This window comes from Rhizobium sp. TRM96647, from assembly GCF_025780115.1.
Classification (GTDB): Bacteria; Pseudomonadota; Alphaproteobacteria; order Rhizobiales; family Rhizobiaceae; genus Mycoplana.
Genome location: NZ_JAOXHF010000007.1, coordinates 13,484 through 36,931, shown reverse-complemented (window position 1 = coordinate 36,931; position 23,448 = coordinate 13,484). Strand labels below are relative to the sequence as shown.

The 23,448-nt window shown below is 65.9% G+C and carries 19 protein-coding genes, 1 pseudogene and 1 riboswitch; of the genes and pseudogenes, 5 read left to right on the top strand and 15 right to left on the bottom strand.

Going from position 1 to position 23,448, the window contains the following annotated elements; genetic code table 11:
• Positions 1 to 197 precede the first annotated feature (197 nt).
• Together OCK02_RS14315 and OCK02_RS14310 are read right to left on the bottom strand one after the other, a co-directional pair.
• Positions 198 to 530: a FliM/FliN family flagellar motor switch protein gene (locus OCK02_RS14315; RefSeq protein WP_263813651.1), complete on the bottom strand. Its 333-nt coding sequence runs from the start codon at positions 528 to 530 to the stop codon at positions 198 to 200.
• A gap of 287 nt (positions 531 to 817) precedes the next feature.
• Entirely contained in the window at positions 818 to 1,249 is a 432-nt protein-coding gene (locus OCK02_RS14310) for a hypothetical protein (protein WP_263813650.1), read from the bottom strand.
• Positions 1,250 to 1,522: 273 nt separating this feature from the next.
• Between OCK02_RS14310 and OCK02_RS14305 the strand changes: the two genes are divergently transcribed.
• Positions 1,523 to 1,969, top strand: coding sequence for a pseudoazurin (locus tag OCK02_RS14305; RefSeq protein ID WP_412178833.1), 447 nt, complete (start codon positions 1,523 to 1,525; stop codon positions 1,967 to 1,969).
• Positions 1,970 to 2,164: 195 nt separating this feature from the next.
• Here OCK02_RS14305 and OCK02_RS14300 read toward each other — a convergent pair whose 3' ends face one another.
• From OCK02_RS14300 to OCK02_RS14285, 4 genes are all read right to left on the bottom strand, one after another.
• A complete protein-coding gene (locus tag OCK02_RS14300; RefSeq protein WP_263813649.1) occupies positions 2,165 to 2,782 on the bottom strand; it encodes an ABC-type transport auxiliary lipoprotein family protein in 618 nt (205 codons plus the stop codon).
• Positions 2,783 to 2,949: 167 nt separating this feature from the next.
• Positions 2,950 to 4,320 (bottom strand): MlaD family protein, encoded by a 1,371-nt coding sequence (locus OCK02_RS14295; protein WP_230805226.1) that lies wholly within the window; start codon positions 4,318 to 4,320, stop codon positions 2,950 to 2,952.
• A gap of 137 nt (positions 4,321 to 4,457) precedes the next feature.
• On the bottom strand, positions 4,458 to 5,288 hold the full coding sequence (locus OCK02_RS14290; protein ID WP_263813648.1) for an ABC transporter ATP-binding protein: 831 nt from the start codon (positions 5,286 to 5,288) through the stop codon (positions 4,458 to 4,460).
• The gene (locus OCK02_RS14285; RefSeq protein ID WP_263813855.1) at positions 5,288 to 6,421 is read right to left on the bottom strand and encodes an ABC transporter permease; all 1,134 of its coding nucleotides are present in this window, start codon (positions 6,419 to 6,421) and stop codon (positions 5,288 to 5,290) included. The genes OCK02_RS14290 and OCK02_RS14285 overlap by 1 nt, the downstream gene beginning before the upstream one ends.
• A gap of 158 nt (positions 6,422 to 6,579) precedes the next feature.
• Here OCK02_RS14285 and dgcA point away from each other — a divergent pair, with 158 nt between their 5' ends.
• Complete coding sequence (dgcA, locus tag OCK02_RS14280; protein ID WP_263813647.1) at positions 6,580 to 7,563, top strand: N-acetyl-D-Glu racemase DgcA; 984 nt, start codon at positions 6,580 to 6,582, stop codon at positions 7,561 to 7,563.
• Here the strand turns inward: dgcA and OCK02_RS14275 are convergent.
• Entirely contained in the window at positions 7,515 to 8,735 is a 1,221-nt protein-coding gene (locus tag OCK02_RS14275) for an MFS transporter (RefSeq protein ID WP_263813646.1), read from the bottom strand. The genes dgcA and OCK02_RS14275 overlap by 49 nt on opposite strands.
• Positions 8,736 to 8,871: 136 nt before the next feature.
• Positions 8,872 to 9,690: a UDP-2,3-diacylglucosamine diphosphatase gene (locus OCK02_RS14270; protein WP_230805218.1), complete on the bottom strand. Its 819-nt coding sequence runs from the start codon at positions 9,688 to 9,690 to the stop codon at positions 8,872 to 8,874.
• A 246-nt stretch (positions 9,691 to 9,936) separates the two neighbouring features.
• On the opposite strand from OCK02_RS14270, the gene OCK02_RS14265 reads away from it, so the two are divergent.
• Positions 9,937 to 12,249: an NADP-dependent malic enzyme gene (locus tag OCK02_RS14265; protein WP_263813645.1), complete on the top strand. Its 2,313-nt coding sequence runs from the start codon at positions 9,937 to 9,939 to the stop codon at positions 12,247 to 12,249.
• 81 nt (positions 12,250 to 12,330) lie between these two features.
• Here the strand turns inward: OCK02_RS14265 and OCK02_RS14260 are convergent, their stop codons facing one another.
• Positions 12,331 to 12,696: a winged helix-turn-helix transcriptional regulator gene (locus tag OCK02_RS14260; protein ID WP_263813644.1), complete on the bottom strand. Its 366-nt coding sequence runs from the start codon at positions 12,694 to 12,696 to the stop codon at positions 12,331 to 12,333.
• A gap of 110 nt (positions 12,697 to 12,806) precedes the next feature.
• On the opposite strand from OCK02_RS14260, the gene OCK02_RS14255 reads away from it, so the two are divergent.
• The gene (locus OCK02_RS14255; RefSeq protein WP_263813643.1) at positions 12,807 to 13,511 is read left to right on the top strand and encodes a glutathione S-transferase family protein; all 705 of its coding nucleotides are present in this window, start codon (positions 12,807 to 12,809) and stop codon (positions 13,509 to 13,511) included.
• A gap of 74 nt (positions 13,512 to 13,585) precedes the next feature.
• Here OCK02_RS14255 and OCK02_RS14250 read toward each other — a convergent pair.
• Together OCK02_RS14250 and OCK02_RS14245 are read right to left on the bottom strand one after the other, a co-directional pair.
• A pseudogene (locus OCK02_RS14250) lies at positions 13,586 to 15,141 on the bottom strand (TerC family protein).
• A gap of 350 nt (positions 15,142 to 15,491) precedes the next feature.
• Entirely contained in the window at positions 15,492 to 16,556 is a 1,065-nt protein-coding gene (locus tag OCK02_RS14245) for a phytanoyl-CoA dioxygenase family protein (protein ID WP_263813642.1), read from the bottom strand.
• A 360-nt stretch (positions 16,557 to 16,916) separates the two neighbouring features.
• Between OCK02_RS14245 and OCK02_RS14240 the strand changes: the two genes are divergently transcribed.
• A complete protein-coding gene (locus tag OCK02_RS14240) occupies positions 16,917 to 18,023 on the top strand; it encodes a DUF2865 domain-containing protein (RefSeq protein WP_263813641.1) in 1,107 nt (368 codons plus the stop codon).
• 21 nt (positions 18,024 to 18,044) lie between these two features.
• Here the strand turns inward: OCK02_RS14240 and bluB are convergent, their stop codons facing one another.
• The 4 genes from bluB to OCK02_RS14220 form a co-directional block, all read right to left on the bottom strand.
• Complete coding sequence (bluB, locus tag OCK02_RS14235) at positions 18,045 to 18,731, bottom strand: 5,6-dimethylbenzimidazole synthase (protein ID WP_263813640.1); 687 nt, start codon at positions 18,729 to 18,731, stop codon at positions 18,045 to 18,047.
• 45 nt (positions 18,732 to 18,776) lie between these two features.
• Positions 18,777 to 19,009: riboswitch (cobalamin riboswitch) on the bottom strand.
• Positions 19,010 to 19,111: 102 nt separating this feature from the next.
• Positions 19,112 to 20,611, bottom strand: a complete 1,500-nt coding sequence (locus OCK02_RS14230) for a diguanylate cyclase domain-containing protein (protein ID WP_263813639.1) — start codon at positions 20,609 to 20,611, stop codon at positions 19,112 to 19,114.
• Positions 20,612 to 20,787: 176 nt separating this feature from the next.
• Positions 20,788 to 21,606, bottom strand: a complete 819-nt coding sequence (locus OCK02_RS14225) for a TolB family protein (RefSeq protein WP_263813638.1) — start codon at positions 21,604 to 21,606, stop codon at positions 20,788 to 20,790.
• An 8-nt stretch (positions 21,607 to 21,614) separates the two neighbouring features.
• The gene (locus OCK02_RS14220; protein ID WP_263813637.1) at positions 21,615 to 23,294 is read right to left on the bottom strand and encodes an NAD+ synthase; all 1,680 of its coding nucleotides are present in this window, start codon (positions 23,292 to 23,294) and stop codon (positions 21,615 to 21,617) included.
• Positions 23,295 to 23,448 lie beyond the last annotated feature (154 nt).

Sequence of the window (23,448 nt, the reverse complement as noted above, 5' to 3'; positions counted from 1 at the left end):
TCTGCGCAGGCGGCCCTTTTCGTTTGGCAGATGATCGCCCGGGAATTTCCTGCCGGCCGGTCTCGGGGGTCTTTGCACCAGTGCTCCGACGTTCGGCAGAGGTGGCGACCGTTCCCGCTCCGCCATGGAGTGTGCGACGATGCGCCGTTTTGGCGCGCGGACGCGGGACCGCCCGGGCAAGCCCGGCCGGCGACGCCCTACCGCATGCCCGTCAGCTTGGTCATCCGGATGCCGATCAGATTGTCGTCATTGTCCGCGACGATCTCGCCGTAGCCGATCGTGCGTCCGTTCAGGCGCAGTTCGATCGGATCGCCGAACCGGCGATCCAGCACCAGTGCATCCCCTTCGCGCACGCGCGTCAGGTCCGCCACCGAAAGGCTCACGCCGCCGATCACCGCCTCAACGTGAAGCGGCACCTCGGTCAGGCGAGAGACGGAAGCGTCCGCCGACCGGTCGCTTTGAAACACCTGGCCCTGGCGGGCGGCGCCGGAGGGCAGATCGTCTCCCAGCGGGTCTTTCCCGCCCGACATATCAGGCCCGGAATCTCCTGCCTGGAAGGGAGCCCATGCGAATGCGCGTTCACTATCGTCACCATTATCGCTCAAGACACATCATTCCTCTGAAAAGAAAATTAACTACCGCGATGGGTAGCGTTAGGAATGACCGCAGCGGGCCGCAACCCGAACCGCAGGAAGCGGGACCGACAGGGTTAACAAAAGATTGACACCCACAACCCCGGGCCCGAATGGCCCGCCAGGCGAACCAGAATGGTGCAGGAGCCGAGCATCGTCCGAGGCGCACCTCCGCCCCGCTGCCGCTATTTCGTGGCGACCGGCCGAGTGATTCGCTCTTCGATCGCCAGCGGGCAGATGCCGCCGAGCTTCTTCAGCGTCGCCAGAGGAAAGGTGATCCGCGCCAGTGCGTCGATGAAGGCGGGCTTCTCGTTTCGCGCAAAGCTGACGGCGGCGCTGCCCTTCACCAGAGACTTCCTCGCGCAGGTAATCAGGATCTCGCGCGCGCCGAAGCAGAGATAGAAGTGATCCGGCAGATAGTCGATCGCACGCGATTCCAGCAAGGCGCCGCTCTCCGAAATCCGGACGATACGCACCTGTATGCTGTGGAGCGACTTCAACCCCGGCGCCGGAAACAGCGCGCGGGCGACCAGATTGACCTTGCGCTCGTTGGTGGCGGTCTCGTTGCCCGGATAGAGATCGGCGAGATAGTGGCGGGCTTTTGGGCTCTGCAACACGAAATTGATCCATCAAAAGGCAGTTGGTTAACAATGAATGAATGACGTATTCACTGTGCCGGCCGTTTTCAAGTGCAAGAATTAGCCTATGCACACGCCGGTTGCATGCCCCGCCCCTGCGGCTCTCCCGGCTACGCACAACCTGCGAAGGAATGCCGCAGCCGTCGCGTGCAGAAGCGGCCGCTCCGGTGCGCTATATCAGGGGCGTTTCCGGAGCCCGCCTCGCCTGCTTCCAGGAGAAGCCGGATGCTTCCGGACCAGGAGAAAAAGACCATGAGCATGATCCTTCGTTCCCTGGCGGGTGCCCTCGCCATCACCGCCGTTCTCGGCGGTTCCGCCGCCGCCGCCGACTTTGAAATCAAGATGCTGAACAAGGGACAGAACGGGGCGATGGTTTTCGAACCGGCATCCCTGAAGATCGCCAAGGGCGACACCGTCACCTTCGTCGCGACCGACAAGTCCCACAACGCCGAAAGCGTCAAGGACCTCATCCCTGAGGGCGCCAAGCCGTTCAAGGGCAAGATCAACGAAACCATCAAGGTCACCTTCGACGTGTCCGGCGCCTATGTCGTCAAGTGCACGCCGCATCTCGGCATGGGCATGATCGCGCTCGTCGTGGTCGATGACGCCCCCGCCAATGCCGAGGCGGTCAAGACGGCGAAGCTGCCGAAGAAGGCGCGCGACCGCCTCGACGCGGAAATCGCCGCCACCGGACTCTGAGACTCACGTTCCGGGGTAGCCGCCGAAACGGCATGCTCCCGCGCGAACCCGTCAACGAACCTCCGGCCCGTCTCCAACCGCCGGGCCGGAGGACTGCGATACACTCGCTTGTCCATGAACAGAAATGGGGGAGCCGCACGCGTCCCTGCAAACGTCAGGGATCGGTGCTTCGCACCAGAGCGCCGGGCTGCGCCGTCAGATGGACCTGAGCGTCCAGGCGACGATATCGGCGGTCACCTTCGCAAAAGCCGCGTCGAGGCCGGCGACGAAGGCGGTGTTGCCGGGGCCGCTCACCGGCGCCGTGGCGCGGAACACCTGCTGGGTCCGCACCGTGCCGTTGCGGTCGTTGACGATCTTGGCGAAGATCTCCACCACCGCGGTCGTGGGACCGTTCGTGCGGACCTCGAAGGTGCGCAGCGTGGTCAGGACCTGGTAGTCGATCGCCAGCCCCTCGCCCGGCTTGCCGACGCCGCCGAGCTTGCCGCTCGCCTCGAAGGCCTGCACCAGCTTCGACTGCACGATCTTCGGCAGGGTATCGCCCCATTGGGCCTTGCCCAGATACTGGATTTCGGAGGTCGCCGGCCGCACCACGACCTGGTCGCTGCCGAGCGCCTTGAGCGCCGTCGGCTCCGGCACCAAGATCTGGCGGTTGCGCGCCGAAGGCCCGTCCACCACAGGCACCGAGGTCAGGCTGAACGTATCGTTCACCGCCTTGGTCCCGCATGCGGACAGGACCGATGCCGACACCAGTGCGACGGCGACTGTCGTCGCCCATCCGTAACCCCGCCGCGCCTTGTCTGAACTCGTCGTCATGCTGTGCGAATCTCTCCGATGTGCAATCTGTAGCAGCGGCGCGCAGGGCTGTCACCGCTCACGGACGGCACAAATCACAAGGAAAGCCAATCGCTTCGAAGGTTGTGGAATTGCCGCCACAGTCCGCCACCACAGCACGCCGAGAGGCGCGCGGTTGCGCCTGCGTGCTATCGCCGGGTCCGGCCGTCATACTGCTTGACGGTCTCGCCACCGAAGATCAGCCGGCTCGGATTCTTGTCGAAGTCGGAAATCGTGTTCTGCAGGCTCTGGACCGTCTGCCGCGTCTCGCTGACGAGCGCCTCGACGTTGCGCAGGCCGCCGCCGGAGAAGCGCTGCAGGTTGTCGGCGATCGGGCCGATCCGCGCGTTCAGCGAATCCGCCGCCCGCTTGAACGATTCCAGCGTGGCCTTCGCCTCTGTGACGAGCGATTGCGTGTTGCCCTCGCCGAGGAAGCCGTCGAGCTTGGCCAGCACGCCGTCCACCCGCGTCGAGGCCGCATTCAGCTTGCTCGCCATCTGGCGGACGTCGGTGATGGTCTGGTCGATGTCTTCCTGGCGCGCACCGAGCCTGTCGGCCACCTGCCGGATCGAGGCGATCGCCTCGCGGGCGTCCGCGCTGGCCGCGTTGATGTCGTTGATCGTCAGCTGCACCTTCTGGGTATCGACGGCAGCCACCAGCTTGTCGACCTTGTCGAGCGTGGTCGTGGCGTTGCGGCCGACGGCCTCGAAGGTATCGGCCGTCCGCTTGAAGCTCTCGATCGTCCCCTTCACGTCCCCGGAGGCCGAGGCGAGGTCGGAGGTCACCTTGTCGACGTTCGAGACCACGCGGTCGATCTTCTGGGCGTCCACCGCCTTGATCAGCGAATCGATCGCCGCCATCGTCGAATCGAGCCGCCCGGACACGCTGCTGAACGTATCGGAAAGCCCGCCGACGCTCTGCAGGAACTTGTCGATATTGTCCGCGTTGCGCGTCAGCGCGTCGGAGAATTTCTCGGCATTGCGGATCGTGTTCGTCAGCGGCCCGCGAGCATCGGCGACGAAGCCCTGCACGTCGGAAATCGCGCTGTCGGCACGCTTGAGGATCTTGTCGGCGGTGGCGAGCAGGTTGGTGACGCTCGACTGCTCGGCGATCAGCACTGCCGTGCCTTCGGATTCCAGCGCCAGCTTGAGGATGTTCTGGTCCTCCGCCCGGCCGCCGGACAGTTCGATATAAGCGGCCCCGGTCAGCCCCTGCACCTCGAGGACTGCCGACGTCGACTGCTTAACGGGCGCCTCGGTCGACACCTCCGTCAGCGCGATCGAATAGCGCGGATCGTCGGAATCGATGGCGAGGCTGCGCACGGAACCGACGGGAATGCCGTTGAAGCGGACCGGCGAGCCGACGCTGAGGCCGTTCGCCGAGCCCGGGATGCGGATGGCGAGCGGCGCCATCTCGCCGCTGCGGCCGTATTGCGACATCCAGTAGACGAATCCGAAGGCGGCCGCGATGACCAGCAGCGTGAAGAAGCCGACGATTGCGTAGTTGGCCTTGGTCTCCATGGTTCTCTCAGTCCACCCGCATTCGTCGAAGACGCGCACCCTGCGCCGCCCCGACAATCTCTACATCCTACAGCCGGGAATCGGTCCCCGGACCCGTCAATTCAACCGTACCCTGCCCCTCACGTCCAGCCGCCCCGTCAGTTTCGGACGATGGACCGCGCGCGCTTGCCCCTGAAATAGGACTGCACCCAGGGATCGTCAAAGGCCAGCATGTCCTCGATGGTGCCTTCCACCAGCACCCGCTTCTTGCCGAGGACCGCGATCCGGTCGCAGACGGAGAACAGGCTGTCCAGGTCGTGGGTCACCATATAGACCGTCAGCCCCAGGGTGTCTCGTAACTTGGCGATCAATTCATCGAATTCGGCAGCACCGATCGGATCAAGGCCCGATGTCGGCTCGTCCAGGAAGACGAGGTCGGGATCGAGGGCCAGCGCGCGAGCAAGGGCGGCGCGCTTGATCATGCCGCCGGAAAGCTCGGAGGGAAACTTCTCGGCCGCCTCGGGCGCAAGACCGACCAGTTCGATCTTGAGCCGGGCCAGATCGTCCATCATCGCCTGCGGCAGGTCGAGATATTCGCGCATCGGCACCTGGATGTTCTCCAGAACCGTCAGCGAGGAGAACAGCGCACCCTGCTGGAACAGCACGCCGAGCCGCATGTCCAGCGCCAGGCGCTCGGCCTCGCTCGCCTGGTCGAAATCGGCGCCGAGGATGTGGATCGTCCCGCCGCGGCGCGGCAAAAGCCGAAGCACCGTGCGCATCAGCACCGACTTGCCGGCACCCGAGGCGCCGACGAAACCGAGGATCTCGCCCCGATAGATATCGAGGTTCAACTTGTCGAGCACCAGATGGTCGCCGAAGCCGACGGTCAGGTCCTTGACCGACAGGATGACTTCCCGGTCCGTCCCGGCTTCCTCCTTGCCGGCGCCTGTGCCCGTAACCCCGCTCTCGTCCACGCCTGCCCCGCCCATCAGAAATCGATCGCCGCATAGAACATGGCAAAGAGGCCGTCCATCAGGATCACCACGAAGATCGACTTCACCACCGAAGCTGTGACGTGCAGGCCGAGCGATTCGGCGCTGCCGCCGACCTTCAGCCCTTCCACCGAGGCGACGATGCCGATCACCAGCGCCATGAACGGCGCCTTGATCATTCCCGACACGATCGTCGATATGTCGATCGCCTCGCGCAGCCGCGACAGGAACGTGTCGTAGGTGATGCCCGAATAGGCATTGGCCACCACCGCAGCCCCGAGCAGGGCGGCGAAATTGGCGATGATGGTCAGGAGCGGCAGGGCGATCGTCAGCGCCACCAGCCGCGGGAACACCAGCACGCCGACCGGCGACAGCCCCATGACCTTCAGCGCGTCGATCTCCTCGCGCATCTTCATCGAGCCGATCTCGGCCGTGATTGCGCTGCCCGACCGGCCGGCGATCATGATCGCGGTCAGGAGCACGCCGATCTCGCGCAACTGCAGGATGCCGACGAGGTCGACCACGAACACCTCGGCACCGAAATAGCGCAACTGGAAGGCGCCCTGCTGGGCGATGATCGCGCCGATCAGAAACGACATCAGAACGATGATCGGCACCGCCCTGACGCCCATCCGGTCGATCTGGTTGATGATCGCCGCCGGCGAGACGCCGCTGCGGCGGCCAAGCTTCAGCTGTGCCCCGCGGACCGCCGAGCCGAGGATGAACATCGACGCGACCAGATCACCCCAGATCTCCACAACGTTGCGGCCGATCGGCGTGAAGAAGCGGACGAACAGGCTCTGGGGGGCGCGCTCCGGCTCCGGCTCCGAAATTTCGGCGGGCAGTGCATTGATCAGGTCGGAAAACCGCCCCTGCGGATCGACGAGATCCACCTGCGCGCCCTTCTCCTGCCGCTCGCCGATCGCCTGGCGGATGAGCCAGGCCCCGGCCGTATCCATGCCCTCGATCCCGCTGAGGTCGATCTGGAGCGCCTGGTTGGAATTGCCCGCCTGGAGCTGATCGAGCCTGCGCTTCGCGCTGACGGCCGTCTGCGCCCGCCACGCGCCCGTGAGCCGCCAGACCGAGCCGTGTTGCGGATCGTCTGCGACCTCGATTTCTGCGGAGGGGATGGCCGAAGGCTTCAATGCTCTTGCTTCTTCCCGGGCGATGTAACCAATGATGTCCTGAACCGTCGATCGCGACTCATACCGGCTCGACCGTCATCTGTCACCGCCGGAAGCCGGAACACAACCACGCCGATCGCGAATTTGCGAGGAAACCGAAAGATATGCGCCGACAACTCGCCTCTTCCACCGAGCGTTTCCCGATTGCCGGCAGCTTCACGATTTCGCGCGGCTCCAAGACCGAAGCCGTCGTCGTCACCTGCAGGCTCACGGCGGACGGATACACCGGCCAGGGCGAATGCGTGCCCTACCCGCGCTACGGCGAATCGGTCGAAAGCGTGCTCGCCGAGATCGAGGCGGCGCGCCCGGCGATCGAGGCCGGGCTGTCACGCGAGGAACTCGGCCGCACCATGCGTGCCGGCGCCGCCCGCAACGCCGTCGACTGCGCGCTGTGGGACCTGGAGGCGAAGCGCGCCGGCGAGCCGGCCTGGACGCGGATCAATGACGCCGAACCGCAACCGCAGGTCACGGCCTATACGATCTCGCTCGGCGAGCCTGAGGCGATGGCGGCGCAGACGGCGCAGCACGCCCATCGCGCGCTTCTGAAGGTCAAGGTCGGCACGGCGGACGACACCTCGCGTATCCGCGCCGTCCGTGCCGCGGCGCCGGCGTCGCGGATCATCCTCGACGCCAATGAGGGCTGGGCCGAGGAAACGCTCGCCCGCCACCTGGCAATCTGCGCCGAATGCGACATCGCCCTCGTCGAGCAGCCGCTTCCCGCCGGCAATGACGAAGCGCTGCGCCACGTCGAGCGCAAGGTCCTCGTCTGCGCCGACGAGAGCGTGCATCTCAGCGCCGATCTCGCTGCCCTTGCCGATCGCTACGACGCCATCAACATCAAGCTCGACAAGGCCGGCGGCCTGACGGAGGCGCTGGCCCTGCGCGACGAGGCCCGCCGCCTCGGCCTGAAGGTCATGGTCGGCTGCATGGTCGGCTCGTCCCTGGCCATGGCGCCCGCGGTCCTCCTCGCGCAGGGTGCGGATTTCGTCGATCTCGACGGGCCGCTGCTGCTTGCGCGCGACCGGGAACCGGCGCTGCGCTACGAAGGCTCGCTGGTGTTCCCGCCGAAGGCCAGCCTCTGGGGCTGAAGCGCCCGCGCCAGCACCGTCAGCGACAGTCCGAGCGCCGCCACCACCGACATCGCATGGAAGCCGTCGACCCCGTACCAGGAGAACAGGGTGCCGGACAGAAACGTGGTCAGCGCCATCAGGATGCCGTTGTAGAAGAAATAAAGCCCCTGCGTGGAGGCCTCCCGCTCCTCGGCGACGCGCTCGACGATCCGCCCCTGCACCCCGACATGAACGCTCGCATAGGTCAGCGCATGCAGGCATTGCAGCGCGACATATCCCGAAAACCCCGAAGCATGCGGAAAGACGATCCAGCGGAAGACCGCGACCGAACTGCCGAAGACGATCAGCGCCCACAGACTGAAGCGCCGCAGCAGGCGGGCGGAGAAGATGAAGAAGGCGATCTCGGCGGCCACTCCGACGCTGAAGAGCAGGCCGATCTCGGTGCCCGAATAGCCTTCCGCGCCCCAGAGGATCGCGGCGAAGGCGTAGAACATGCCGTGACTGGCATTGACCAGCGCCGCGCCGATCATCATCAGTTGCACGTCGACCTGCCTGACGGGTGCTGCCGGCGCCACCGCCAGCGCGGAGATGGGAGACGGCCGCCGGGGCTTGCCGATCCGCGGCGCGATGAAGGCGCACACGACCGTCGACACGAACCCCACGGTCATCGCCGGCAGCACCATGGCACCGCCGAAGATTCCGGAAAGCCAGCCGCCGGCCATCGTAGCAAAGATGAAGGCGAGCGAGCCCCAGAAGCGCATCCGGCTGTAGTCGAAATTCCAGCGACGGACGCCGCTGAGCGCGATCGCATCGGTGATCGGCAGGTAGGGTGCGTAGACGATGCCCTGCAGCGTATAGAGGAGCAGCACCGGCCAGAAGTGCTCCACGAACAGGAGCGCGATCGCCGTCGCGAGCGACATCAGCCCCGACCAGACCAGGACGATCGCCCGGTCGCCGATCCTGTCGGCGATCATGCCGGCGATCGGGGCTGCGATCACCCGCACCACCAGCGGCACGGCCAGAACCACCCCGATCTCCCAGTCGCTCATCGACAGCGAGTTCAGCCAGACGGGGAAGAAGGGCAATGCGATGCCGTTGACCAGCATCGGCGCGCAGAAGACGATGGCGGTCCGCAGGACGAAATGGCGCGGCGCAGCGCCGCTCCCGACCATGCCGCAAGGCGCATTCATTTCCGGAAAACCTGAACAGAGGGACGCAGCACGCCTAGCACGGCGAGGCACGTACGCCAATCCGTCAATTGACAGCGGTACGATGTCGCCGGATCACGTTTTCATTGCCCCTGTTTCCGTGCCGTGAGCGCGGCTTTCAGGCCGCCTCCGGCACGCCCTGGCCGCGCGGAAGGACCGTGATCGGCGCGGGCACCGCGGGCGATTGCCAGGTGATCAGTTCCATCGTCCCGTCCCAATGCTCCACCACCGCCGTGCAGCTTTCGACCCAGTCGCCAGTGTTGATGTAGCGAATGCCGTCGATGTCCTCGATGACGGCATGGTGGATGTGGCCGCAGACGACGCCGTCCGCCCCATGCTTGCGGGCCTCCTCGGCAACCACCTTCTGGAACGCGCCGATGAAGTTGACCGCATGCTTGACCTGCAGCTTCGCCCAGGCGGAGAACGACCAGTAGGGCAGGCCCAGCCGCCGCCGCACGGCCGCCAGCGCGATGTTGACGACGATCGCCGCGTCATAGGCCCAGTCGCCGAGATAGGCGAGCAGGCGGGCATTGCGCACCACCACGTCGAACTCGTCGCCATGCAGGACGAGATACCGCTTTCCGTCCGCCGCCTCGTGGACGATCTGCTGGGCGACCTCGATGCCGCCGAAATGCACGCCGGGGAAGTCGCGCAGGAATTCGTCGTGATTGCCGGGCACGTAGATGATGCGCGTGCCCTTGCGGGCCTTGCGCAGGAGCTTCTGGACGACGTCGTTGCAGCTCTGCGGCCAGTACCAGCTGCGTTTCAGCCGCCAGCCATCGACGATGTCGCCGACGAGGATGATCGTCGCTGCCTCGTGATGGCGCAGGAAGTCGAGCAGGAAGTCGGCTTTCGCGGCCTTCGAGCCGAGATGCACGTCCGACAGGAACAGGGTCCGGACGCGCCGGACATTCGCTTCTGGGGCGTGGGCGTTCATGGTCGTCTACTCCGGCGATCGAGCTTCGGTCTGGGTGCCTTTCGCGCTAGCTCAAAACCAGACTCGTGTTTCAGGGGAATGACAGGGCCTGTTTACAATCGGATCGCCCCGCGTGCCGCGTCCGGGCCACCCCGGCATTTGGCGGTTGCATGCACCGGCAATTGAGGCTTTATGACTACGGCAAACTTCACGGCGCGTCGCATCCGTGCCAGAAGGCCACATCGACTGGAATCGGGCAGGAAGAAAATGACGACTGGCGACAAACCGAAAGCGAAACCCACGCCTGCGAGCGGCGACATCGACCAGCAGGCCCTGTTCTTCCATCGTCATCCCCGCCCCGGCAAGCTGGAGATCCAGCCGACCAAGCCGCTCGGCAACCAGCGCGACCTGGCGCTTGCATACTCGCCGGGTGTCGCCGCCCCCTGCCTCGCCATCCGCGACAATCCCGAGACGGCCGCCGACTACACCGCCCGCGCCAACCTCGTCGCGGTCATCTCCAACGGCACCGCCGTCCTCGGCCTCGGCAATATCGGCCCGCTCGCCTCCAAGCCGGTCATGGAAGGCAAGGCGGTGCTGTTCAAGAAATTCGCCGGCATCGACGTGTTCGACATCGAGATCGACGCGGCGGGCGTCGGCGAGATGGTCAACGTCATCTCGGCGCTGGAGCCGACCTTCGGCGGCATCAACCTCGAGGACATCAAGGCGCCGGAGTGTTTCGAGGTCGAGCGCCAGTTGCGCGAGAAGATGGACATTCCCGTCTTCCACGACGACCAGCACGGCACTGCGATCATCGTGGCCGCCGCGATCCTGAACGGCCTGGAACTCGCCGGCAAGGACATCGCCAAGGCGAAGATCGTCGCCTCGGGCGCCGGCGCTGCAGCCCTCGCCTGCCTGAACCTGCTCGTTACCCTCGGCGCCAGGCCCGAGAACATCTGGGTCCACGACATCGAAGGCCTCGTCTACAAGGGCCGCGAGGCGTTGATGGACCAGTGGAAGGCCGTCTACGCGCAGGAGACCGACAAGCGCGCCCTCGCCGACACGATCGACGACGCCGACGTATTCCTCGGTCTGTCCGCCGCCGGCGTGCTCAAGCCCGAACTCCTGGCCCGCATGGCCGAAAAGCCGCTGATCATGGCGCTGGCCAATCCGAACCCGGAAATCATGCCGGAAGAGGCGCGTGCGGCCCGTCCCGATGCGATGATCTGCACCGGCCGCTCCGACTTCCCCAACCAGGTCAACAACGTCCTCTGCTTCCCCTACATCTTCCGCGGCGCGCTCGATTGCGGCGCCCGGACGATCAACGAGGAGATGAAGATGGCGGCGGTGCGTGCGATCGCGGCGCTGGCCCGCGAGGAAGTCTCCGACGTCGCCGCGCGCGCCTATTCCGGCGAGACGCCGGTGTTCGGCCCGAACTACCTGATCCCCTCGCCCTTCGACCAGCGGCTGATCCTCAGGATCGCGCCGGCCGTCGCCCGCGCGGCCGCCGAAAGCGGCGTCGCCACCCGCCCGATCGCCGATTTCGACGCCTATCTCGACCAGCTCAACCGCTTCGTCTGGCGCTCCGGCTTCATCATGAAGCCGATCTTCGTCGCCGCCAGGAATGCCGAGAAGAAGCGCGTGATCTTCGCCGAGGGCGAGGACGAGCGCGTGCTGCGGGCAGCCCAGGTCCTGCTCGAGGAAGGCACCGCCAGGCCGATCCTGATCGGCCGCCCGCAGATCATCGAGACCCGCCTGAAGCGCTACGGCCTGCGCATCCGCCCGGGCAGCGAATTCGAGGTGATCAACCCCGAGGACGACCCGCGCTACCGCGACTACGTCGACGACTACTTCAAGCTGGTCGGCCGCCAGGGCGTGATCCCGGAAGCCGCGCGCACCATCGTGCGTACCAACCAGACCGTGATCGGGGCGCTCGCCGTACGCCGCGGCGAGGCCGATGCGCTGATCTGCGGCGTCGAGGGACGCTATGCCAGGCACCTGCGCGACGTCCGCCAGATCATCGGCCTGCGCGAGGGCGTGACCGATTTCTCCGCGCTCAGCCTGCTGATCTCCCAGCGCGGCGCCACCTTCTTCACCGACACCTACGTCAGCTTCGACCCGACCGCCGAGGAAGTGGCGCAGATGACGGTGATGGCCGCCAAGGAAATCCGCCGCTTCGGCATCACCCCGCGCGCAGCACTGGTCTCCCATTCCAACTTCGGCTCGCGCGATTCCGTCAGCGCCTTCAAGATGCGCCAGGCGATGGCGATTGTCCGCGAACAGGCGCCGGACCTGGAAGCGGACGGCGAGATGCACGGCGATTCGGCGATCTCCGAGGTGCTGCGCCAGCGCGTCATGCCGGGCAGCACGCTCACCGGCGAGGCCAACCTGCTGGTGTTCCCCAATCTAGACGCCGCCAACATCTCGCTCGGAATCCTGAAGACGATGACGGATGGCCTGCACGTCGGCCCGATCCTGCTCGGCGCCGCCATGCCCGCGCACATCCTGTCGCCGTCGGTGACGTCGCGCGGCGTCGTCAACATGGCGGCATTGGCGGTGGTCGAGGCGTCCTACCCGGCCTGAACGCCGCATCTGGCATTCATGAAAAGGCGCGTCACAAGCAGGCGCGCCTTTTGTCTTTATGACCACCACGGACGTCCATGCTCAAGAAGCAACCTGCGGCGCGGGCACCTCGGCCACGCCCGAAGCCCTGGTACGGGCCGGCTCTGTCTGCTCCCACCAGTCGGAGATGGCATCGATCAGCGGCACCAGCGCAAGGCCCGCCGGCGTCAGGTCGTATTCGACACGCAGCGGATAGCCCTCGAACGCCGTGCGCTGCACGATCCCCGCGGTTTCCAGTTTGCGCAGTTCCAGCGTCAGCATGCGGTGCGAGACCGTCGGATTGTCGCGACGCAGGTCCGCAAAACGCTTCGTGCCATCCTTCAGGTAGTAGATCAAAAGCGTCGGCCAACGGCCGCTCAGAACCTGCATGACCTCCTCGATCGGGCAGCGCGAGACGAGATCCTTCATGGCGTTCTCCGGCATGGTGACAAAAATGTGCGTAATTTACATGGGGAATGGCAGGGGATAGGTCCAGTGTCGCTGCGCAGCGTGATCGACAGAAATCACGGAGAAAGACAATGGAACCGATCCTTATCTACGGCTTCCCCGCGGGAAGCTCCATGGGCCTTGTCGCCGCGCTCGAATGGCTCGGCAAACCCTATCGCCTCTGCCGCGTCGACATGCTCGGCGAGATGCGCGATCCATCCTATGCCCGGATAAACGGCAGGCATGAGACACCGGCTCTGGTGACCGACGACGGCCGTGTCATTACCGAAACCATGGCGATCGCCCACTGGCTGGCGGCGCGCGACGAGGACCACCGCATCAGCTTCGCGCCGCGCTCGCAGGAAGCGGACCGCATGTTCCAGATGATGGCCTTCGTCAACACCGGCTTCACCGGCGCCTTCAGCCCGCTCTGGACGGCGCTGGAACTGGGCCGGCCCGACCCGGCATACGAGGCGGCCTTGCGCCGCTTCGGCCGGGAGGCGGTGCTGCAGCGGCATGACATGCTGGAGGCGATGATCGGCGAGACGCCATACCTCGTCGGCGACCGGCCGACGCTCGCCGATGGCCTGTTCGTCGGCGTTGCCCGGTGGCTTGAGGTCCATCAGGCGGCATCGCCGGATCGCTGGCCGAAAATCGCAGCCCTCCGACGCCGGCTCGAGGACGATCCCGCCGTCCGCTACGCACTTGCACTGGAGAACGGCGAAGCGGCGGAAGGCTCAGGCGCCTGCCAAGGCCATGTGCCGCTGGGGGAAGTCATCGACCGTTACGGACGCTGAGCAAACGGCCACGGCCCTTGCCGTCGTCGTGGCGCCCTGCCCGACCCGACCCGGGCGAGGCAGGGCAGCCATCCTCAGCCGACTACCTCTTCCACGGCCCGTACCCGGATCTTGCCGATGCTGCGCTTGTCGAGCGAGACGATCTCGAAATCCAGCCCGTCGGCCAAACCGTCTCGCCGGCGACGGGCAGATGGCCGAGTTGCGTCATCACGTCGCCGCCAAGCGTGGAATATCGGTTCGCCTCGTCGACGAGATCGTGGCCGATCGCGCTGCTGAACTGTCGGATGTCGATGAAACCGTCGGCGAGCCAGCTGCCGTCATCCTGCTCTTCGAGCATCGCAGCCTCTTCCCCGATATCGGGAAATTCACCCGCGATCGCCTCGAGCACGTCGGTCGGGGTGGCAATGCCTTCGAGAGCGCCGTGCTCGTCGACGATCATCGCCATCTGGACCGGCGAACGGCGAAGCTGCTCCATCACCCGCAATACGTCCGTGGTTTCGTGCACGATGACCGGCTGCCGGGCGACGCGCGCCCAGTCGATCGCCTTGCCGTCGATCTGCGCATCGAGCAGTTCCCTGGTGATCGCGACGCCCACGAACTCATCGACCGTATCGCGCGCCAGGATGACCCGGCTGTGCGTCAACTTCCGGATCGCAGCATTCAGCTCTTCCGGATCGTCATTGAGGTCGAGCCATTCCACCTCGTTGCGCGGCGACATGATGGAGCTGACCGGGCGGTCGCTGAGGTCCAGCACGCCGCGGATCATCTCCTTCTCCTCCGGCTTGAACAGCGCGCCCTGGGCCGACTGTTCGGCCATCACGTCGGCAGCCTCGCCGAGCGTCTCCTCCCCGACCCGGCCGCCGAGCAGCCGGAGCACGGCTTCGGACGTGCGCTCCCGCAGGTCCCCCGTCGTGATGCGCTTCTCGCGATTGTGGCGGCCGATCTGGTTGGCGGCTTCGATCAGGACAGAGAAGCCGATCGCCGCGTAAAGGTAGCCCTTCGGGATATGAAACCCGAAACCCTCGACCACGAGGCTGAAACCGATCATCAGCAGGAAGCCCAGGCAGAGGATGACGACCGTCGGATGCTTGGACACGAAGGCCATCAGCGGCCTGGAGGCCAGCATCATCACCGCCATCGCCACGCAGACGGCGGTGACCATGACCCAGAGATTGTTGACCATGCCGACGGCGGTAATCACGCTGTCCAGCGAAAAGACCGCATCCAGCACGACGATCTGGACGATTACCTGCCAGAAGACGGCGTGGGCGATCTTGCCGTTTTTGGGCTTGTGCGCGCCTTCCAGCCGCTCGTGCAGTTCCATCGTGCCCTTTGCCAGCAGGAACACGCCGCCGAGGATCAGGATGATGTCACGCCCCGAGAACGACAGGCCGCCGGCACTGAAGAGCGGCTGGGTCAGCGTCACGATCCAGGAGATCGAAAACAGCAGCACGATGCGCATGGCGAGCGCCAGCGAAAGCCCCACCAGCCTTGCGGTGTTTCGCTGATGCGGCGGCAGCTTGTCGGCGAGAATCGCGATGAAGACGAGATTGTCGATGCCGAGGACGACCTCGAGCACGATGAGGGTAACGAGGCCGATCCAAATGTTGGGATCTGCGAGGAATTCCATGATGAGACCTGTCAGAGAATAACGGGGAAACGCCGAAAACCCCGGACGGAAGATCCAGGGCGAGCGGCGCATCTAGGAGAATGAATTGAACTGTATTTCCGCTGGCATCGCAGGAACGATGCCAGCCCGGATCGGTATCGACTTTCGCTGGTACTGTCGCCTTCGTCAGGCATCGGCGTGTTTGCTTCCGGTCCGGTCAGAAAATTCTATCGGCCGCGCTGATAGCACAACGGCGCCGTATGGAAAAGCGCACGCCCCTCTCCCGTTGAATTTTCCCGATGAACAAAATTTGATGACCGGTCGCAGTGCACGTGTTCCGTGCCGGCAGCCGCGCCCCGCAACTGCGCCTGTCAGCCGCCCGGCTGCTTCAGCCGCTTCGACCACTCGCCGGCCTTGCCGAGGCCGGCCTTGACCCAGGGCGAGCCCTTGAGGCCGAGCTTGCCGCGCAGGCCCATGGCGCCGATGATCAGGCGGTTCATCTGCGACTTGATGACGGGCAGCGAGGCGACGTGCAGGCCGGTAAACGGCAGGAACGGGTTGCGGCGCAGCGAACCGTAGATCTCGATGCGCGTCGTCTGCTTGTAGCTCGGGCAGCGGGCGTGGAAGCCGTGGGTGTCGGCGACGATCAGCGTATTGGCCTTCACCACCATCTTCACCGGCTGGCTGTAGCCGAGCGCGGTCAGTTCGTGCGGCATGATGCGCAGCGAGCCGCGGGCAGAATACTTGTTCTCGATCGTATCGGCGCTTTCGCTGATGCGCTGCTCCCAGAGAAGCCGCTGCGGCGTGATCTTGTGCGAACCGGGCACGTAGGAGAACGGCCCATCCTCCTCGCCGACGTCCTTCAAAAACAACCAGGCCTTCGCGGTCGGCTGGAAGGTGTCGCTGTGGAGCGCGGTCTGCGGGTCGGCGGACGCTTCCTTCGACGGCGTCGAGGCGAGCGCCATCACCACCTGCACCACCAGCAGCGGCTGGCCGTCGCTGGAGGAGACGTAGCGCAGAAGATTGGTCATGCGCGGGTCGTTGCGCGCCGCCTTGAAGCCCGGCAGGCGTTCCACGTCGCTGTCGTCGATCAGCGCGCGCCGCGTGACCGTCGTTCCCTGCAGCATGTCGTAACGGTCGAAGTCGCTGTTTTCCAGCTCCGACGTCACCTGCGCGAACACCTCCGGCGGCAGGAAGTTCTCGATCTTCACGAAGCCGTTCTCGTCGTATTCGCGCCGCTGTTCGGCCGTCACCAGCCGCGCCAGCGACTTGCGCCGCCAGTCGGCCATGTCCATGGCGATCGACACCCGCTTGGCATGGAGGCCCATCCTGTTCAGGGTCTTGCTGCCGATGATCGGGTTGTCCGCGAAGGACTTGGCCCCCGAGGCGAGCTGAAGCGCATAGAACGGACTGAGCAGAACGGAGGAAAGGCGCATGCGGGAACCTATGGTGCTTTCGACGGAATGGCGGCGCCGGAAGGCGGGCGAAATGACCCGCCCCAGGGCCGCCGCAGCCAGCAATTTGCTACACCATGGGCACGGCGATAGCAATTCCGGTGCATAAAACATGAAAGACAAATTCAACTATAATTGACGTTAATCACTTTTCGACGAGCACATTGCTCATTCGCCCCTCGAAGCTATGATCGATAGCGGGTTTGCCCGGCAGGAGCGCCGAGCTGCGGCGGAACGTCCGATTGCCGTCCGCCGCCGGAACCGAGGGACCGATTCGGCGTTACCCGAGCCGCGAGAGGAAACGCGACAGGAGTTGACGACGTGCCGTGGGGATGGGGGAAAGTGGCGTTTCGGGCTGTTGCGACGGCCCTGCCGATTGCCTTGGCGATCGCCTTGCCGCACGCGCAGGCCCGAGCCCAGACGGCGGAACAGTCCCCGACGGCCGCGATCTGCGGCGATCTCCGGTCACAGCTTGCAAGCCTGCCGCGCGCGATCGACAGCGCAGAGCAGGTACGCAGCTATTCGAGCGCGATCGCCCGGCAGAACATGGAGCTTCGCCGGGCGAGAGGCGACCTTCGCCGGCTCGGCTGCAGCAACGGCAGCGTCACCGTCTTCGGCGGCCAGAACGCCGGTGCCTGTGCCTCGATCATCTCCACGATCGACCAGATGGACCGCAACCTCCAGGTCCTGATGAAGAAGCGCAACGAGATGTCGTTTGTCGGCGGCGATCCGGCCGAGCGCAGCCGTATTCTGGCTGAACTGTCGGAGAACGGCTGCGGGCAGGCCGTCGCGCTCGAGGCGTCCACGGAGGCCGGTTTGGCCCTGGAGGGCGGCGACCTTTCGGAGGCCGACGATCCGTATGCGGCGATGCCGACGACGTTCGGCAACTGGGGCGCAGCGCCGCAGGAGGGTCCCTTGCGGACGGTGTGCGTGCGCACCTGCGACGGCGGCTTCTTCCCGATATCGTCCGCCGCCACCCCGCTCGACTTCCGCCGCGACCAGCGGACCTGCTCGATGATGTGCCCGCAGACGGAGACGGAACTCTTCTACCAGCCGCTGCAGTCGCCGGGCAGCGGCGACATGATCTCGACGCTGACCGGCCGGCCCTATTCCGCCCTGCCGAATGCCTATGCCTACCAGAGCCGCGACCGGTCCGCCGACAAGGCCTGCGGCTGCGACCTTGCGGGCTACCACCGCAGGATGGCCGGTGCCGGCGGCGGCAACGTGCCCGAAGCGACCGCCGGCGCGGCGCCGGGCACGACCCGAAAGAACGTCGGGTCGGTCACGACGATCCGCATGCATCCCGTCACAAGCGCCACGGCCTCCGAGAAGGTGGTCATCGAGCGGCCCTACGATCCGGTAAAGGACAAGGTGCGGATGGTCGGGCCGAGCTTCCTGCCCGACGACCAGCCGGCGCTGGACCTGCGCAATCCCGCCGGGACGAACTGAACCGCCGATCCGCTGCCGGTGTCAGCGCCGCTGCCCCCACCGGTCGGCGAACACCAGATCCTCGAGCGGCAGCCGCTGCCGCCAGCCTTTCACCGCCAGTTCCGGCTCCTCGTAGAGCGCGTCGACGAAGCCGAGGCACAGCCAGGCGACGATCTCGATCCGCTCGGGAATGCCGAGAAGCGCGCGGATATCGGCATCGTGGAAGATGCTGACCCATCCGACGCCGACGCCCTCCGCCCGCGCCGCAAGCCACAGGTTCTGCACCGCGCAGACCGTCGAGTAGACGTCCATGCGCGGATTGTGCGTGCGCCCGAGAACGACGCTGCCGGCCCGGTCGGGATCGCAGGTGACGCAGAGACTGACCGGCGCCTTGAGGATCCCCTCGAGCTTCAGCGTGCGGTAGCGTTCCTGCCGCTCGCCGGAAAAGAGCATGGCGGCCTCCTCGTTGGCACGCTGGAACGCCAGGTGCGCACCGGCGCGCACCTGCGGGTCGCGGATGACGATGAAACTCCAGGGCTGCATGAAGCCGACCGACGGCGCGTTGTGGGCAGCCCCGAGCAGGCGCTCCAGCAGATCGTCCGGCAGGGGATCGGCGAGAAACTGGTCGCGCACGTCGCGACGCGTCTCGATGGCGCGGTAGACGGCCGCCCGTTCGGCCGGCGTGAATGGCTGGACGGGAACTGGCTCGTCCCGCTTGAACGGTCGCATCGTCAACTCCCCAACAATGCTTGCGACCCCTCCGCCGTCCGCGCGGACAGGTCCATTGCGCCAGGCCGGTCTTCTGACTTCGGTTCGTCCGGCCGGGCCCGCCTTCCCGGTCTTTCGACCAGTGGCGATCTGGCGAGGGTCCCTCCCTCGCGGCCTTGCCGTCCCCGTCACAGCGTTGGGCACGTTCCGGCTTCAGGACACGGACGTCGTCCGCAGCCCCACCGGATTCCCGATTCTCCCCGGCTCTCTCGCGGGGCACCTGGCAGATACATTTGCACACGCCGCAGGCCGCGACGCAAGGGCTGCGAGCGACGGAACGACGGCGTGTGCCGGACAGTGCCGCGGGAGCGTTCATAGGAGACGTTCGTGGGGACGCTCGTTCAGGCGGCCTCGATGTCCGAAGCCGCATCGGTGGCGCGGGCCACGCCGTACTGGGCGCGATTGCGGCCGGCGTTCTTCGCCGCATAGAGGGCCGCGTCGGCGGCGAGCATGATCGCATGCGGCGTCCGGCCGTGTTCGGGAAAGGCGCCGATGCCGGCGCTGCCGCCGAGCTGGAGCAACTGCCCCTCGAAGGGTACGGGGACCTGCGCGTCGCGCACGAAGCTCTCCGCAAGCGGAAGGGTGTCCTCCCGGTCGGCGATATCAGGCAGCAGGACGGCGAACTCGTCGCCGCCGAGACGCGCGACGACGCCGCGGTCGCCAATCCGGGCCATGAACCGGGCGGCCATGACCCGCAGCACCTCGTCGCCGGCCGCGTGGCCGTGACGGTCGTTGACCGCCTTGAACCGGTCAAGGTCGATGGCGATGATCGAGAACGGCCTCTGCCCCTTCGCGGAAAGGTCGTTGACCGTGAGGTCGAACCCGGAACGGCTGAGCACCCCGGTCAGCGCGTCGTGGCGGGCCAGATGGGCGTTCTTCGCCTCGCTGCGCTCGAGCGCGCGCACGAGCGAGGAGAACTTGAGCGCGCCGAAACCCATCACCACGACGAAGATCGCAATCAGCGCGGCGATGTGCGGCACCGCCATGGTCCAGACGAACGATCCCGGGCGGTTGGGGTGCCAGGAGGCCACCATCGGGTTATAGGCATCGCCGCCCACGCCGGTCGTCAGCAGGTTGTCGTCGTCGGTCGTGATCGGCGAGAAGCCGAGGCCGGTGAGCCCCAGGCGCCGCTCCGAATCCGCCAGCATGGCGGCCGTGATCGGCTTCACGGTGATCATCAGGACCGGACTCCGGCGATCGTCGGGAATGAACAGCCGCCGCGGCACCACCGCCTGCACCACGACGATGCTCATCACCCGCTCGATCACGCGCATGCCCGTGGCGCTGATCTGCGGCACGCCGCCATGGCTGGCGCTGGCGTTGGACATCGACTTCGCCACGATCCAGCCGTCGCGGGTACGACGCAAGGCGGCGTAGTAGTTCTCCGTGGCCCGCTTCACGAGGTCGCTCATCCAGTAGCGGACGCCGTCGGCCTCCTCGCCCGGCACGACGATCCCGTTGTGCATGGCAAGGACCGTCTCTCCCGACGGCCGTGCGAAGACGAGCCAGGAAAAGCCGGACTCGCGCCACAGCCAGTCCCTCAGGTCGCGCCGGATGAAGTCCTCGCCGAGCCGCCCGTTTGCCAGTTCGTCGAAACTCTTGTCCCAGACCGACAAGCCGCTCTGGTAGAGCACCACCTGTTCGATCTGGTTGCGGAACTCGCTCTTGACCAGGGTCTTTTCGGTTTCGGCGACGAAATCGTTCGCCTGGCGGATGGAATAGTCGAGGACCAGGAAATTGGCGCTGGCGAACAGGAGGACGATCACCGCCGATGCGATGCCGATCCCCAGTCTGACACCCCCCCGGGGCGTGGCCGGAACGCCGGCCCCTGCATTCGCCATGTCGATCCCCATTGACAGGCTAGCGGCCGTTCGCCGCGTTGTTCTTGGCAGGGACGTTATTGCGCAAGCAGGAATATTCACTTAACCGGACTGGTATCCAAACAATTAACCCGTGCAAATCTGGGGATATTCCAGGCCGAAAAGACCGTGCGGCGGCTGCACGCAAAGACGGAAACCTACGGCGCGTAGCGGACGAAGGCGAACTGCGATCCGTCGGGCGACCAGTTGGGGACGTTCATCGTCCCCTGCCCGCCAAAGAGCTCGAACAGGACCCGGTCGTTGCGCCCGTCCGCATCCATCATCCGGATCCGGACCTGATGGTCGCGCGGGTGATCGAAGACATCGCCGTCGTAGGACAGCACCAGCAGGGCGCGTCCGTCGGGCGTCGGATGGGCGAACCAGTCGCCGAAGGGGCTGTCGGTGATCCGGGCAAACTCCGTCCCGTCCGGCCGGATCCGCCAGATCTGCATGCGCCCGCTGCGGCTCGAATTGAAGTAGATCCAGCCGTCGCAGGACCAGTCCGGCCCGTCGTTGCGTCCCTCGCCGAAGGTCAGCCGCATCTCCTCGCCGCCCTCGACGGGGATCGTGTAGATGTCGAAGACGTCGTCGCGGATGCCGCAGTAGCAGACCCTGCTGCCGTCCGGCGACCAGCCGTGCCAGTAGGACGACTGCCGCGGCGTCACCAGCCGCGGCGTGCCGCCGTCCGCAGGCAGGATGTAGATCGCCGCACGGCCGAACTCGGTCTTGTCGGTGACGGCGAGCCACTGCCCGTCCGGCGAGAGCCCGTGGTCGTTGTTGCACCGGACGGCAAAGCCCGTGTCGATGCGCGAAGGCGCACCGCCGTCGAGCGGCAGGCGATAGACCAGTCCGTCGCCGTTGATGACCAGAGAGCGTCCGTCGCGCGCAAAGTTCGGCGCCTCCACGAGCTGCCCGGTCTGCCAGACCACGCGGGCCTGCCCGCTTGCAACGTCGTAGATCTCGACCGAACTGCGCATGCTTGCCCCTATCGGTCGCGGAAACGGTTGGTGATCGGGTAGCGCCGGTCGCGGCCGAAGTTCTTCTTGGTGATCTTCACGCCCGGCGCCGATTGCCGGCGCTTGTATTCGGCGATGTAGAGCAGGTGCTCGATGCGGTGCACGGTCGCCTCGTCATGGCCGCGCGCGACGATCTCCTCCGTCCCCATTTCGTTCTCGACCAGGCATTCCAGGATATCGTCCAGCACCGGATAGGGCGGCAGCGAATCCTGGTCGGTCTGGTTCGGCCGCAACTCGGCCGAAGGCGCCTTGTCGATGATGTTGCGCGGAATCACCTCGCCCGAAGGCCCGAGCGCGCCCGGCGGCACTGTCGTGTTCCGCCAGCGCGACAGCGCATAGACCTGCATCTTGTAGAGGTCCTTGATCGGATTGAAGCCGCCGTTCATATCGCCGTAGAGGGTAGCGTAGCCGACCGACATTTCCGACTTGTTGCCCGTGGTGACCACCATCGAGCCGAACTTGTTGGAGATCGCCATCAGGATCGTGCCGCGCGTGCGGCTCTGGAGGTTCTCTTCGGTGATGCCGGCTTCGGTGCCTTCGAACATGTCCGAGAGCGCGTCGAGGAAACCGGTCACCGGCGCCTCGATCGGCACGATGTCGTAGCGGCAGCCGAGCGCCTTGGCGCAGGCGGCGGCATCCTTCAGCGATTCCTCGGAGGTATAGCGGTAGGGCAGCATCACGCAGCGCACGCGCTCCTCGCCGAGCGCATCGACGGCGATCGCCGCGCAGATCGCCGAATCGATACCGCCGGAAAGGCCGAGAACCACGTTCTTGAACCCGTTCTTGTTGACGTAGTCGCGAAAGCCCAGAACGCAGGCGCGGTAGTCCGCCTCCTCGCGCTCCGGGATCTTCGACATCGGGCCGCCGTCGCAGAACCAGTCGCCGTCCGCGTTCTTCTTCCAGGTGACGAGCGCGATCGTCTCCTCGAACTGGCTCATCTGGAAGGCCAGCGTCTTGTCGGCATTGAGCCCGAAACTCGCGCCGTCGAAGACCAGTTCGTCCTGGCCGCCGAGTTGGTTGGCGAAGACGAGCGGCAGGCCGGTCTCGATCACCTGCTTCAGCGCCACCTGGTGGCGCACGTCGACCTTGCCGCGATAGTAGGGCGAACCGTTCGGCACCAGCAGGATCTCCGCTCCGCTCTCGGCCAGCGTCTCGCAGACGCCGAGGTCGTTCCAGATCTCCTCGCAGATGGGAATGCCGAGCCTGACGCCGCGGAAATTGACCGGGCCCGGCATGGCGCCCTCGACGAAGACGCGCTTCTCGTCGAACTCGCCATAGTTCGGAAGATCCAGCTTGTCGCGATAGACGAGGATCCGCCCGCCGTCGAGGACGGCCACGGAATTGTGCCGCCCCGCCTCGCCCTGCCGGGGAAAGCCGACGACGACGCCCGGCCCGCCATCGGCGGTATCCTCGGCAAGCGTCTCGACCGCCTTCTGGCACGCCTTCAGGAAGGCCGGTTTCAGCACCAGGTCCTCCGGCGGATAGCCGGAAATGAAGAGCTCCGTCAGAAGCAGGAGGTCCGCCCCCTGCGCAGCGGCATCCGCCCGGGCCGCGCGCGCCTTGGCGAGGTTGCCGGCAACATCGCCCACCGTCGGGTTGAGCTGGCCGACCGCAATTCGAAGCGTGGTCCTGTCGCTTTGTCCGTTCATGTCGATCCTCGATCCGCATCGTCCGAAGTTCATTCGGGCAAGGCTGTTCTTTAGATGATGACGGGCGGTTTGAAAATGAAGGGATTTTCGATTTGCCGCGCGCGGACGGCGACCGCGTCCAGAGGGGCCTCGCGGCGTGCCCGCCCGGGGCGGC

Coding starts and splice junctions, on each gene's coding strand:
- OCK02_RS14315 (WP_263813651.1), bottom strand. CDS start 530: ATGTCGGGCGGGAAAGACCCGCTGGGAGACGATCTGCCCTCCGGCGCC.
- OCK02_RS14305 (WP_412178833.1), top strand. CDS start 1,523: ATGAGCATGATCCTTCGTTCCCTGGCGGGTGCCCTCGCCATCACCGCC.
- OCK02_RS14300 (WP_263813649.1), bottom strand. CDS start 2,782: ATGACGACGAGTTCAGACAAGGCGCGGCGGGGTTACGGATGGGCGACG.
- OCK02_RS14295 (WP_230805226.1), bottom strand. CDS start 4,320: ATGGAGACCAAGGCCAACTACGCAATCGTCGGCTTCTTCACGCTGCTG.
- OCK02_RS14290 (WP_263813648.1), bottom strand. CDS start 5,288: ATGGGCGGGGCAGGCGTGGACGAGAGCGGGGTTACGGGCACAGGCGCC.
- dgcA (WP_263813647.1), top strand. CDS start 6,580: ATGCGCCGACAACTCGCCTCTTCCACCGAGCGTTTCCCGATTGCCGGC.
- OCK02_RS14275 (WP_263813646.1), bottom strand. CDS start 8,735: ATGAATGCGCCTTGCGGCATGGTCGGGAGCGGCGCTGCGCCGCGCCAT.
- OCK02_RS14270 (WP_230805218.1), bottom strand. CDS start 9,690: ATGAACGCCCACGCCCCAGAAGCGAATGTCCGGCGCGTCCGGACCCTG.
- OCK02_RS14265 (WP_263813645.1), top strand. CDS start 9,937: ATGACGACTGGCGACAAACCGAAAGCGAAACCCACGCCTGCGAGCGGC.
- OCK02_RS14260 (WP_263813644.1), bottom strand. CDS start 12,696: ATGAAGGATCTCGTCTCGCGCTGCCCGATCGAGGAGGTCATGCAGGTT.
- OCK02_RS14255 (WP_263813643.1), top strand. CDS start 12,807: ATGGAACCGATCCTTATCTACGGCTTCCCCGCGGGAAGCTCCATGGGC.
- OCK02_RS14245 (WP_263813642.1), bottom strand. CDS start 16,556: ATGCGCCTTTCCTCCGTTCTGCTCAGTCCGTTCTATGCGCTTCAGCTC.
- bluB (WP_263813640.1), bottom strand. CDS start 18,731: ATGCGACCGTTCAAGCGGGACGAGCCAGTTCCCGTCCAGCCATTCACG.
- OCK02_RS14230 (WP_263813639.1), bottom strand. CDS start 20,611: ATGGCGAATGCAGGGGCCGGCGTTCCGGCCACGCCCCGGGGGGGTGTC.
- OCK02_RS14225 (WP_263813638.1), bottom strand. CDS start 21,606: ATGCGCAGTTCGGTCGAGATCTACGACGTTGCAAGCGGGCAGGCCCGC.
- OCK02_RS14220 (WP_263813637.1), bottom strand. CDS start 23,294: ATGAACGGACAAAGCGACAGGACCACGCTTCGAATTGCGGTCGGCCAG.